Source organism: Novosphingobium sp. PP1Y, from assembly GCF_000253255.1.
Lineage (GTDB): Bacteria > Pseudomonadota > Alphaproteobacteria > Sphingomonadales > Sphingomonadaceae > Novosphingobium.
The window spans coordinates 2,379,832-2,391,945 of the sequence record NC_015580.1; the positions used below are offsets into that span (position 1 = coordinate 2,379,832).

Sequence of the window (12,114 nt, forward strand, 5' to 3'; positions counted from 1 at the left end):
ACCGGCCTCAAGGACGACGGGGCCCCACCATTTTCTTTGGCGGGCGGGCGGCAGTGCTCTGTTTCGGACGTTTGCGCAGCGCCAAAGAAAATCGTGACCCCCATCGCCGCTGCGCGGTCGCTTCGCGATCCTTGACCCCGGCGCTCACAGCCCGTGCCTTTGAAAATGCCTCTTTCAATCAATTCAAGGAGGCAGACATGACCACGACGACCCGCACGATCCGTGACTTCGCAGAAATCGCCGACCTCATCGCCGCCGAAACCATGGTGACGACCGACAGCTTCAGCGCAGCATTCGAAGGCGCGCAGGAGACGAGCCGCATGGGGTTCGGTGAGGAAGAACTGACCGCCGACATGCCGGACGCAACCGAAGCCCAGCTCGCTACCGAAATGCTGGTGCGCACGATGTTCGACGTGCTGCGCGATACCAGGCTGGAAAGTGTGGCGGCGCGGCTTGCCTGGGGGATCGTTCACAGCTTCCACAAGGTCGCCGACCAGCTCGATGGCGAGGCCGACCGGGCCGCAGTCAAGATCAAGGATCTGGTGCACAGCGCCGACGGCAGCGAGGTGATGATGGGGGAACTCGAGGAAGCCCAGCTCCTCTGCCAGTCCCTCGACGAGGCGCGCGAAGCGGTCGCCTGCATGCGCGATTATGCCGCAGCCACCTATCTCGCCGAGACCGGGCGGCCCTGGTCCAGCCCGAAGGGATCGCTGGTTTCCTCGAAGCGCACCGCCTCGGTCATCGCGGCGCAGGACTTCCTCGCCGCGCGCCGGATGAGGAAGGCGGAGGCGCATGCCCCGCAGGGCCCGGTGGTGGTCTTCTCAGGGGGGCAGGTCTGGGAGGATCACGCGCTGCTGACCGAAACGCTCGACGGTGTGAAGGCGCGCATTCCGGGGATGGTGCTGGCGACGACCGCGCAGGACAAGGGGTGCGACGCCATTGCCGCTGCCTGGGCGGCAAAGAGCGGGACCATGCTCATAGCCTTCACGCTCGACCGGCGTCTGGGGAAGCGCGCAGGGTTCGCCCGGAACGAACAGCTCCTGAACCTGCGTCCGGTCGAAGCGATCGTCTGCGAAGGGTCCGGGCTGCAGTCGCATCTGGCTCGGGAGGTGAGGGCGAAGCGCATCCCCGCGCGCTTCTTCGCCCTCAAGGACCAGCGGACAGCGCAGGCCGCGGCGTGAGATAAGGGTGTGGGACCGGTCGGGCATTCGTCCGGCCGGTCCCTTTTTTTGCCTGCATGGAGGTCGCCCCCGCTCGGGAGCCCGGACCTGCGGCCCGGGTCCGTCGCGGCGGCGATGCGAAGCCGCGAAGAGCGGCTCCGGCCTCCTGCGCGTGGCTACGCCATGCTCGTCGCTGGGCCATCCCTGCGGGATGATTTTTGATTGTTCGCGGGGGTAGATTGAGGAGTGGCGCTCGCATCGGGCAGGGGCTTGAGCGCAGCGATTGCGGCTGCGCCGCCCACCCGAATGGCGGCGGTGATCACATCGCGGAACTCGCGTTCAGTAAGCTGTTCAACCGCAAGCTCGGGAACCAGTTGGGCATATTTTCCGCGTAAGTTCCGGCGGGTCTTTTCCACCTCTTCGCCCATCTTGCGCTGGCGCGCTTCGAGGTCGGCAAGGCGTTCTCTGTCGGTCATCTTGGGCATGTCGATCATCCTTGGGGATGGTCTGCCCGCCGCCCCCAATATCGGAGCATGGAATTGCTCATGCAATCCCCCGGATCGACGTTGTGTCATGACGTCATCGTTTCCCCCTTTTGCCCACATGGATCAGCCTGCCGGCGTGCCGCCGGCGGGAGGACAAAACCCCTTCGGGGGAGCCGCGCCCCTTCCGGGACGAGGCGACGCAGCGAGAAATCGCTGCGCAAGAAAAGACGCACGGCCGTGGCCGTTTTGTAATGCACCGTACGCACGGGTGCTGCGGCGATTTACCGCGCTTGTTCAAGGAGTTGTGTTGGGTGCCATGGCACCCGCTGGACCGGCCCTCCGGCATCCATGTCACCCCGTAGCAAACCGGCCTCGCGCAGAATCGCGATTTTCCGCGCCTTTGCGCCGGGTGCCATGGCTGACATCTGATTTTCTTGAGTTTTCTCGAGGCTTACGCTATTGATGCGCTCGCTTCATGACATTCTGTCGCCGGGCTCCACTTCGGAGCAACGGCATGCACAGAATAAGTGTTCGGGTGGACGACACCCTTTATCTCAGTCTCCAGCGCCGCGCGCAGGGCGCCAATCTGTCCCTTTCCGATTTCGTTCGTTCGGTCCTGGCGCAGGCCGCCGACCCGCGCGGGCGCTACATCTATTCCTCGCAGGACGAACTGCTCGGGATCGTCATCCAGATCCTGACCCTGGTCGCGACCTCGATCGGCGAGCGCTCTCCGCAGCTGCTCGAGCGGGGAATGCAGGATGCCAAGGCGGTCCTGCGCGAACGGGGCCTGCTCGATCCGGAGCAGGACCGGTGAGCGGACCTGCCAAGCGACGTCTCGGCCTGTCGTACAGATCGAACAGGCAAGTGTTTCATTCCCCGGTTCTGCCGTCAGCTGCCGGCTTCCCGCCGCTCTTCAACATGGGCGCCCGCACGTATCGTCTCCACCCGCATGACCCTCAGGAGCCCCGATCATGAGCATATTCCGCAACGACACGCTGGGCAGCTGGACTCGCGGCGGTCAGTCGATCGTCCACAATGTCCGCATGACTACCCAGGTCTTCTTCCAGACCATGACCGCCTGCCTGGTGCTCTGGGTGATGGGGATCGTCTGGTATGCGCTGGAGAAATCGACGCCCTACGAGCGCTATGTCGTGACCAAACTGGTCGAGGCGAGCTTCAAGGCCGATGCCGCGCCCGGCACCAACGATCCGGTGCTGTTCAAGACCCCGGCGGGGCAGCAATACTGGACCTCGGCCGACTGGCTGCTTGCGTCCGGGCTCGCCAAGAAGACCCTTCACGCCTTTGAATTATACCTGATCCACGGCGCGATCATCTCCGGCCTGTTCGCTCTTGCCGCGCTCGCGATCGCCTGGTTCTCGTTCACCCGGACGGGGCGGGGCCTCGGTTCCAACGAATATATCCGCGGCGCGCGCTTCGGCAGCGTTCGCGAAGTGCGGCGGCTGCTCTGGCGGCAGAAGAAGGGGAGCTTCGCGATCGGCGGTGTCCCTGTCCCTGACGCCTACGAGCCCGAGCATATCCTCCTGTGCGGAGCACCCGGCACTGGCAAGACCAACCTCATCGTCAAGATGCTCGAAGGGATCCGTGCAAAGGGCAAGCGGGCGATCATATACGACACCGCCGGCACTTTCGTCGAGAAATTCTACCGGCCGGGCAAGGACATCATCCTCAATCCGCTCGACATGCGCACCGCCAAATGGTCGCCCTGGGGCGATGTGCCGCGCGACTATCATTACGACCAGATCGCGGAGTCGACGATCCCCGAAAAGCACGGCGATCCCTTCTGGGCCAAGGCCTCGCGCGGCACGCTGGTGGCAGTGCTGAGGAAGCTCGCCCGGGAAGGGGAGATGCTGGTCTCGGTCCTGCTCGACCGGCTGCTGCGATCCAAGCTTAAGGACCTTGCCGCCTTCGCCGCCGGCACCGATGCCGCGGCTTTCATCAGCCTCGAGGGGGAGCGGACCTCGGCCGGTATCCAGGCCGAGCTCGCCTCGGTGATGCGCAGCTTCTCCTACCTCGACGACACAAGGAAGGGCCTCTCGATCCGCGACTGGGTGACCAATGAGGAGGGCGACAACTGGCTGTTCATCACCGTAAAGGCCGACCAGCTTCCTTCGCTGCGACCCCTGATTACGGTCTGGCTCGACATCGCCATCTCGGCGATCATGAGCCTCACGCCCGACCGCAAGCGGCGGCTCTATTGCGTCATCGACGAACTGCCTTCTTTACAGAAACTACCCTCGCTTTCGGATTTCCTCGCGCGAGCCCGCAAATATGGCGGCTGCGGCATATTGGGGTTCCAGTCCTATCCGCAATTGGAAGCGACCTACGGGATTCAGGATGCCGCCGCGATCACCGGCTACTGCTCGACCTGGGTGGCGCTGAGGGCGAACGACACCCCAACCGCCAAACATGTTTCGGAAAATCTGGGGCAGGTCGAGCAGGTCGAGGCCAATGAGGGCATGTCCTACGGCGTCAACGACATGCGCGACGGTGTCAACCTCAGCCGCATGCAGGTGACCCGCCCGCTGGTGATGCACACCGAGGTCACAAACCTTCCCAACCTCTGCGGCTATCTCCGGTTCGGGCGCAACCTGCCGGTGGTCCGGTTCGAAGACCGGTTCAACACCGTGCAGACCTTGGCGGAAGGGTTTATCGAGCGCGATACGCCGCCGCTGCGTGACAGCGAAGGGCAGGCGATCATCGCTGCTATTCATAGCCAGGCGGAGCCGCAGCCGGCTCCGAAAGCCAAAACCGCGCGGCCCAAACGGAGGCAGAAACCGACCGGCGAACCAACCATGAACCCGCCCCAAACGGACTTGTTCACGCCGCTGCCAGAGGGCGCAAGCGAGGGCGATCACAAGCCTGTCAGTGGACCGGAAACCCCGCCGGTCACGCCGCCCAAAACACCCACCGAGCCGCCGAAACCTGTTCAGGACTTCACGCTGGCGCCGCGGCGCGGGCACCAGCGCATCGAGATCGACGTCTATGACCGCGAGAACGGACCTGCCCGCAAGGCGAAGCCGGCATGATCCATCCGCGCCGCCTCAAGGGTACGTCCGGCAATATCGCCCGCTACTATACGGTGGGCGACTATTATACCAAGGGCGGAGAGGAACCCAGCGAATGGGGCGGCAGGCTCGCACCTGAACTTGGGCTCTCGGGCAAGGTAGACCCGCACATGTTCGAAGAACTGCTGGCCGGCCGGGTCGCGGGCCAGCAGCTCGGCCGTCACCGCATGGGCGGCGAAATCCAGCATCACCCCGGATGGGATTTTGCCGTCAATGCCCCCAAGTCGGTCTCGATCATGGCGCTGGTCGCGGGCGACGATCGGATCATCGCCGCGCATGAACGGGCCGTCACCACGGCGCTCGCCTACCTCGAAGAACATGCCGCGCTCCGCCGCCGGGAAGCGGGCGAGATAGTCCACGAGACGACCGGGCGGTTGCTGTTCGCGCGGTTCACCGAGCATGCCAGCCGTGAGCTCGACCCGCATCTTCATACCCATGTTGTTGTGCTCAATATGACCAACGGCGGGGAGGGCGCGCCGATGGCGAGCCTCGAGACCCGGGCGATGTTCGCCGAGCAGATGGTCGCTGGCCAGATCTACCGCAACGAGCTCGCCCACACCTTGCGCGAACAGGGCTTCGGGATCGATTTCGATCCGAGAAGGGGGCTGTTCGAGATCACCGGCGTGCCCAAGGATTTTATTCGCGAGACCTCGCAGCGCGCCGAGCAGATCGATGCCCATGCAAAAGAACATGGCCTGACCGGGCAGGCGGCCCGGCGCGCCTCCTTCTATCAGACGCGGGGAGCCAAAGCGAAGGTCGGCCTCGAGGAGCTGCGCGGGCAATGGACCGAGCGCGCGAGGCCCTATGCCGAGGATCTGGTCAGAGTGCAGGCGAAGGCTACGGAAAGAAGCCGGGAAGGGACCGGCGAGCAAATAGAACCCGATCCCTTCACTGCCAGCCGCGCCGCGCTGTTCGGCATCCGCCAGACCGAGACCCGCGAAGCGGTGTCGAACCTCGGGACGCTCTATCGCCATGCCTTGGCGAGCCACGTGGGCGAGGTGCGTTTCTCCGATATCCGTCCGTTGATTGCGGGGCACGAGGAACGCCGCAAGCTCCTTGCGGCCCGCGCCCAGACCGGCGATCAGGTTCTGGCGCGGGGACGAACCACGCGGCGCAGCGCCCGGCTCGAGCAGTCGCTGGTCCGCGAGCTCGCGCTGGCGCTGGACGACGCCCGGCCGATCGCCTCCTCCGACCGGCTGCTTGGTGTGCTCGAACGTGCCGGGCTTACCTCGGCACAGGATCGTGCGCTGGTAACGCTTGGCCTGTCGCGCGACCGGGTGACGGGGCTGCACGGGGTGGCGGGTGCCGGCAAGTCGATGCTGGTACAGGTACTCAAGGAATCTGCCGAGCCGGGCACCCAGTTCGTCGCGCTTGCCCCCACATCGTCGGCTGCCGCCAATCTCGGGAAGAGCGCCGGCGTCGAATCCCGCACGGTCGCGAGCCTGCTCGCGAGCGGCGGTCATGGGCTCACCGAGGCCCATGTGCTGGTGCTCGACGAGGCCGGTCAATTGGGGAACCGGCAGGCACGGCGCGTGCTCGAAATCAGCCGGGTGACGGGCGCGCGGCTGATCTTGCTCGGCGACAACAAGCAGACCGGTGCGATCGAGCAGGGCAAGCCCTTCTGGCTGCTCCAGCGGCTTGGGCTGCCCACCGCCGAGCTCACCGAATCGATGCGCCAGGAGACCCGTGCGATGAAGGCGGCGGTAACTGCCGCGCGCTCCGGTGACTACGCAGCCTCGCTCGAGAAACTCGACAAGGTGGTGAGCGGCACCGACGCGGAAAGCCTGGCCAGGGGCCTGGTTGGCGAATGGACCCGGCTGAAGCCCGAAACCCGTGCCACCACCAATATTCTCGTTCTGGAAAACGCCACGCGGCTGATCGTCAATACGAAGATCCGTGAGACGCTCAAATCCGAAAGCGCGATCGCGGCCGAGGATACCCGGCTTGCGATCCTGACGCCGGCAGGGCTTTCCGATCAGGAGAAGCATTTCGCGCGCTTCTATTCGGGCGGCCAAGTGGTGACATTCGCGCGCGATCTCGCCGTCGCCGGGATCGCCCGCGACACCGAATATCGCGTAATCGGGATCGGGCGCGATGCCGGTGGCCGTCAGGTGGTTCGTCTCGCCGACGAGAACGGCCGGATGGTTCGTTGGGATCCCCGGTTGGGGCAGGCGCGTCAGATTAATGTGTTCAACCGTGAGGAGCGGGACCTAGCGGCGGGTGACCGTATCCAGTGGCGTCTGGTAAACAAGGATCTCGGTCTCAAGAATGCCGAGCGCGGGACCGTGGAGAAGCTGGAGGGTACGCAGGCGACCATCCGCTGGGATCGGAACGACCGCGTCCAGACCATTGATCTTGGCGAGCACAAGACCTGGGATCATGGCTATGCCGAGACGGTCTATTCGGCGCAGTCGAAAACCTATGCGCGCGTTTATGTGCTGGCGCCGGTCAATTCGTCGCTGGTCAACGGGCAGAACTATTACACCGCGATCACCCGCGCACGGTTGGGCGTGAAGCTCTGGACCGAGGATGAAAAACGCCTCGTCGAAAAGCTGGAGCAGCGATCGGGCGAGAAGAACTCGGCGCTTGAGGGGCTGGGCCGCCTCCACAAGGATAGCATGCGGGCCTATGCCGATCGTCATGCGGATCGTCTGGCCCTCGCCCGCGACGAGCAGCTGCGCAACCGGCAGGAACGGCGCAACCGTGCGCTTGAACGGCAGCTTGACCGCAATCGATCCCCCGAAGGTCTGGGCGAACGGATCGCCGAGGGTGCGCGCGGGATCGGCGAGATTCTGGATCGTGTTCTGCAATCCGTGATTGATCGCAGGACAGGCCCTGACCTCGAAGATGGCCGCACATCCCGGGTGAACACGCGGACCGAACCCGCCCACGGTCAGCCGGATCATCAGCCCCAGCCTGAATTTCAACCTCAGCCTCAATCCCAGCCCGATCACGGCTTCGATCGATAGCCGGACAAGTCCCCAAGCCAAGGACGAGCACGATGAACTCCTTCCGACTGAATGCAATTTGTCTTTCCCCGATAAGCAGGCTGACTTTGCCCCTTTGCGCGAGTGTCGTCCTGTCCGTTGCAATACCGGCCCAGGCGCGCGGCACGGCCAACGGGGAAGCACGGATCGCCGAATGCATCCGGCAAGCCGCAGGCGGAAAAGCGTGGCTCGAAAAGACGCTTTGGGGCCTGCGCGATCAGGAAGGCGGGTGGATCGGCGCCGAGGTTCGCAACACCAACGGCTCGCACGATCTTGGCCCCCTGCAGATCAACAGTTGGTGGGTGCCGAAGATCGCCGCACTTGTCGGGCGTTCGCAGACCGAGGTTCGCGCCTGGCTGATGCACGATGCCTGCTTCAATGCCGGGGCAGCGCGGTGGATATTCCTGTCGGCATTGAGGACGACGGGCGACTTCTGGAAAGCGGTCGGTGTTTATCATAGTCCGACTGCTTGGCGGCAGCGACGCTATGCGCAAAGCGTGTCGCGTCACATGCAGCGCCGATTTGGTCGAAACATCTTCGGCGCCGCCATCGTAGCTTCGTCCCGGCCAACGGGGTCTGGAAGGCCCCTTGGTGCGGAAGCTGGAAGCTCTGCAACGAGGGTGCTGGGATTTGGGCTGGTGCGAACCCCATCGAACTGATCCGCGACCACATCATCTGGTAAGTGACGCATACCGCACCTGTAATCTTCTTACAGTCCGGGCCTTCCCACGCGCATAGGCACGGTTGCGCTCCTGGCAGACAGCAACAGGCTGGTTGCAGCCTCGCAGTCAAGCGGCCGCGAATAGAAATAACCCTGGCCGAGCCGGCATCCCAGTTGCGCCAGATGGGCCGCCTGCGCCTCACTCTCGACTCCTTCGGCAACGACCGGAATGTCGAGCTCGCGCGCGGTGTGGAGCAGACCGCCGATCACCGCCGCGCCCGCGCCGTCGGGCGCAAGACGGTCGACCAGCACTTGATCGATCTTGATCATGTCGACGGGCATCGTAAGCAATGGCATCAGAAGCCCGCCGCCCGTTCCGAAATCGTCGAGCGCCACTCTCAATCCCTTCTGGCGGAGCGTGTCGATAGCTTCGAGAAGCGCCTTGTCCCGCAAAGCCGGATAGGCACTTTCAGTGACTTCTATCACCAGGTGCCCGAGGGGGAGGTCATGGTCGGCGAGCGCCGATGCGATCTGCTTGTCGAGTTGCCCGCCATGAAAATCGGCCAGAGACACATTGATTCCGATATGTTCAAGCGGGATGGAGCGATCCCGCCAGTGCCGCATGTCGCTTGCCACGATTTCGAGCATCCGTTGCGTCAGTTCCGAGGCGACATGGATGTCGGCAGTGGCTTCGCGAAATGCCGCGGCGGCGAGGAGACCGCCGTTGGCCATTCTCAACCGGCACAGCGCCTCCATCGCGACGATTTCTCGCGTGTCGAGCCGGACTATAGGTTGGTAATGCGCCTCGACCCTGCTCTCGCGTAATGCGGCATCGACGTCCCGGATGGCGGCGATGCGGTGGATGATGCGCGTGTCGATGCCTGGCCAATATCGCACGAAGCCGCCCCGGCCGGTTTCCTTCGCATGATAGAGCGCGAAGTCCGCATTCTGCCGTACTGTCTCGGGACCCCGGTCGCCGGGGCCGAAGACGGCTCCCCCGATGGTGGCCTTGGGCACGACAGAGTGCCCGTTGCAATCGAGCGGCTGCGTCAGGCATGCAAGAAGGCGCGCAGCAAAGCCGTCGAGATCATGCAGCGCCTCCGGGGTTCGCAAGATGATGGCGATTTCATCGCCGCCGATCCTGAAGACGCGGTTCGGGGCGGCGCACTCTTCGGTTCGCCGCGCCGCTGCCTGGATCAGGAGATCGCCGGCATGGTGCCCGAAACCGTCGTTGACGACCTTGAGGTTGTCGAGGTCGAGGATCAGCAAGGCCCATGTTCCAGGCTTGTCGCAAGGCAATAGTGAGAGCGCCGTCCCGAATGCGGATCGATTGCCAAGTCCTGTCAACAGGTCGAAGCTCGCCCTTCGTTCGCGTTCCACCACGCGCTCATGACGTTCGAGCGCTATGGAGCAGAGGTGCGTCGATGCCTCGACTATGGCTTTCTCTTCCTCACTCGGCGCGCGTGGTTGGCGGCAATAGAGGGCGAACGTGCCGATTACCCGGTCCAATTCACCGTATATCGGTGTGGACCAGCAGGCTCGAAAGCCGAGCAGCAGTGCCGCCTCCCGAAAATCGGTCCAGCGCGGATCACAGCCAATGTCGGTGACGACGACTGGCTTGCGAAGATAGGGGGCGCTGCCGCAGGATCCGACATCGGGGCCGATCATCAGTCCGTCAAGTGCAGCGGAGAATTCCTCGGGCAAGCCGGGTGCGGACAGGGGATGAAGGAAACCATCGCGATCGACTGACAGGACCGAGCAGGTCACCTCTGGCGCAAGTGCCTCGATTTCAAGGCATAAGCGGTCCATGGTCGCCGTGAGGTCGGCCCCCTTTGCGATCATTTCAAGGATGATGTTTCGTAAGCCTAGCAATGACCGACCTGATGATTCGAAAGTTTGATGGGAAGGGGACTATCGACTACGATACGCGTCTGCATTTAAGTCTCTGCTAACGTGTGCGTTTCGAAGCTACTTATTTGCACTTTATTGTGACCATTTTGGCCTGAAGTCTCTTCAGCTTAGCGCATCATTTAGGACGCGCGGGCGTCATTCATCGTTCCGACAGCATGAGTGTCATCGAAGTGCTATTAATGCGAGCCGGGTTAAATGATACTTAAAACCCGTCGCCTTATAACCATCTAAGTTCGATTTATGTGGCGTGAAACGAACGCATCCTGGCTCTCTTCGAAATGTCCTGGCGACGAACATCCGTCGGTGTCGCCTGGCGACAGGTATGAGCCAGCAGGATTTTGCTCTCGAGATCGAAATGGATCGAACCTATTTTGGTGGCGTCGAACGCGGCGAGCGCAATGTGTCGATCGACAATATCGAGAGGATCGCGAAAGGGCTTGAAATCAGTCCATATCTGTTACTGATGGCGCCGGACTGAAAGGCAGACTGCCTGATTTATCTAAAGGCCCCGTGGGCTGTTCTATATCCGTTGAACAGGCGCCGGACGAAAGTCGTTCGTTGCCGATTACCGTTTTCGGCTAGGAAATTACGCGATCGGGGTCGGCCCGGCGAAGTCGGACAGGTCCATGACAGACGGAGATGCGTATCATTCGCGTTGGGCTCTCTTTTTTGGGCGGTCAGCCTAAGAAATTCTTCCGCGGGGCTCTTGCCCATCTTGCCTTGCGAACCGCCGCTGCGCGCTGACGAACCAGACAGCGCACGGTCCACAGCCTGCCGTCTCGATCCACCCGCCACCCCCGGGAACGGTGGCACTCGCCCTGCAAAGCTCGAAATGCTCCGTTGGGCTGCCGCCAAACCTCTCGACGGCCTCCGCGAACCTCGAAAAGGCCGCGAAAGCGCCCAGCACACTCAGGCCAAACGGCAGTGTGAGATTTCCGGGCTAGCGACGCCTCTGGCGCGGCCTGTCAAAGCCGCCCCATTTAAACGAGCCTGGCGTTGGCGGTCGCAACGAGCAGAAGAACGCCCAGCATACCCCGATAGATGACGAACGGCCAGGCGGAGAACCGCTCAAGGACACGCATCAGCGCCCAGATCGCGGCGAATGCCGAAACGGACGCGACAAGCAGGCCGAGCGCGAGAACGGACCAGCCATGCATGTCGAGATGGGCTTTGTGCAGCTCCCATAGTTCCTTCGATCCGGCGAGAGCGATAGCCGGAATGCCCAGCAGAAACGAGAAGCGGGCCGCTTCCTCGCGCTTAAATCCGAGCGCGAGCGCGGCGGTGAGCGTTGATCCTGAGCGCGATACGCCTGGAATAAGGGCACCGACCTGCGCGAGCCCGACGACCAGCGCGTCAACCAGCGATGCCTTCTCAACGCTGCGGCTGTGGCGCGCCAGAATCTCGCTCAGAGCCATCAGCACCGCCATCGCGATGCAAGCCCAGCCAATCACGGGCAGGGCGCGAAAGGGCGAGTTACATGTGTTGAGGCTGTTGGACAGCAGAGCACCCGCCAGCACGATCGGAACCGTGGCGAGCGCGATCCAGATCGCCAGACGGAGATCGGGATCGGCGAACTGCCGACGGCCGATCGCCGACACGGAACCGACCGCCAAGCGGCGGACATCCTGCCAGAAATAACTGACCACGGCGGCGAGCGCGGCGAGTTGCATCGCGGCCGAAAAAGCCGAGCCGGGATCTCGCCAGCCCAAGAGGGCCGGCACGACGCGCATATGGGCGGTCGATGAAATCGGCAGGAGTTCGGTGATACCTTGCACCACGCCCAAGAATGCGACCTTGGCATAGCCCAGTGTCACGAAGCCCGTA

Annotated in this window: 9 protein-coding genes; 6 read left to right on the top strand and 3 right to left on the bottom strand. The window is 63.3% G+C overall.

The window, feature by feature from the left end:
* Positions 1 to 197: 197 nt before the first annotated feature.
* On the top strand, positions 198 to 1,181 hold the full coding sequence (locus PP1Y_RS17340; RefSeq protein WP_013833381.1) for a DUF2493 domain-containing protein: 984 nt from the start codon (positions 198 to 200) through the stop codon (positions 1,179 to 1,181).
* Positions 1,182 to 1,336: 155 nt separating this feature from the next.
* On the opposite strand, the gene PP1Y_RS17345 is transcribed toward PP1Y_RS17340, so the two are convergent.
* Entirely contained in the window at positions 1,337 to 1,645 is a 309-nt protein-coding gene (locus PP1Y_RS17345; RefSeq protein ID WP_041559377.1) for a hypothetical protein, read from the bottom strand.
* A 514-nt stretch (positions 1,646 to 2,159) separates the two neighbouring features.
* Here PP1Y_RS17345 and PP1Y_RS17350 point away from each other — a divergent pair.
* The 4 genes from PP1Y_RS17350 to PP1Y_RS17365 all read left to right on the top strand — a co-directional run bounded on the left by PP1Y_RS17350 (position 2,160) and on the right by PP1Y_RS17365 (position 8,377).
* Positions 2,160 to 2,459 carry a CopG family transcriptional regulator gene (locus PP1Y_RS17350; RefSeq protein WP_041558953.1) on the top strand — a complete coding sequence of 100 codons (300 nt, stop codon included), beginning with the start codon at positions 2,160 to 2,162 and terminating at the stop codon, positions 2,457 to 2,459.
* Positions 2,460 to 2,616: 157 nt separating this feature from the next.
* Positions 2,617 to 4,692: a type IV secretion system DNA-binding domain-containing protein gene (locus tag PP1Y_RS17355; protein ID WP_013833384.1), complete on the top strand. Its 2,076-nt coding sequence runs from the start codon at positions 2,617 to 2,619 to the stop codon at positions 4,690 to 4,692.
* Positions 4,689 to 7,700, top strand: a complete 3,012-nt coding sequence (mobF, locus tag PP1Y_RS17360) for a MobF family relaxase (protein ID WP_013833385.1) — start codon at positions 4,689 to 4,691, stop codon at positions 7,698 to 7,700. The genes PP1Y_RS17355 and mobF overlap by 4 nt, the downstream gene beginning before the upstream one ends.
* A gap of 86 nt (positions 7,701 to 7,786) precedes the next feature.
* Entirely contained in the window at positions 7,787 to 8,377 is a 591-nt protein-coding gene (locus PP1Y_RS17365; RefSeq protein WP_306305100.1) for a lytic transglycosylase domain-containing protein, read from the top strand.
* A gap of 50 nt (positions 8,378 to 8,427) precedes the next feature.
* Here PP1Y_RS17365 and PP1Y_RS17370 read toward each other — a convergent pair whose 3' ends face one another.
* Positions 8,428 to 10,221 (bottom strand): bifunctional diguanylate cyclase/phosphodiesterase, encoded by a 1,794-nt coding sequence (locus tag PP1Y_RS17370; RefSeq protein ID WP_051010052.1) that lies wholly within the window; start codon positions 10,219 to 10,221, stop codon positions 8,428 to 8,430.
* A gap of 391 nt (positions 10,222 to 10,612) precedes the next feature.
* Here PP1Y_RS17370 and PP1Y_RS17375 point away from each other — a divergent pair, with 391 nt between their 5' ends.
* Positions 10,613 to 10,768: a helix-turn-helix transcriptional regulator gene (locus PP1Y_RS17375; protein ID WP_232512416.1), complete on the top strand. Its 156-nt coding sequence runs from the start codon at positions 10,613 to 10,615 to the stop codon at positions 10,766 to 10,768.
* 502 nt (positions 10,769 to 11,270) lie between these two features.
* On the opposite strand, the gene PP1Y_RS17380 is transcribed toward PP1Y_RS17375, so the two are convergent.
* Complete coding sequence (locus PP1Y_RS17380; RefSeq protein WP_232512418.1) at positions 11,271 to 12,104, bottom strand: undecaprenyl-diphosphate phosphatase; 834 nt, start codon at positions 12,102 to 12,104, stop codon at positions 11,271 to 11,273.
* Positions 12,105 to 12,114: the final 10 nt, after the last annotated feature.

Bases quoted from the DNA above. Each gene is read 5' to 3' on its own strand.
- PP1Y_RS17340 (WP_013833381.1), top strand. From the start codon at position 198: ATGACCACGACGACCCGCACGATCCGTGACTTCGCAGAAATCGCCGAC.
- PP1Y_RS17345 (WP_041559377.1), bottom strand. From the start codon at position 1,645: ATGCCCAAGATGACCGACAGAGAACGCCTTGCCGACCTCGAAGCGCGC.
- PP1Y_RS17350 (WP_041558953.1), top strand. From the start codon at position 2,160: ATGCACAGAATAAGTGTTCGGGTGGACGACACCCTTTATCTCAGTCTC.
- PP1Y_RS17355 (WP_013833384.1), top strand. From the start codon at position 2,617: ATGAGCATATTCCGCAACGACACGCTGGGCAGCTGGACTCGCGGCGGT.
- mobF (WP_013833385.1), top strand. From the start codon at position 4,689: ATGATCCATCCGCGCCGCCTCAAGGGTACGTCCGGCAATATCGCCCGC.
- PP1Y_RS17370 (WP_051010052.1), bottom strand. From the start codon at position 10,221: ATGATCGCAAAGGGGGCCGACCTCACGGCGACCATGGACCGCTTATGC.
- PP1Y_RS17375 (WP_232512416.1), top strand. From the start codon at position 10,613: ATGAGCCAGCAGGATTTTGCTCTCGAGATCGAAATGGATCGAACCTAT.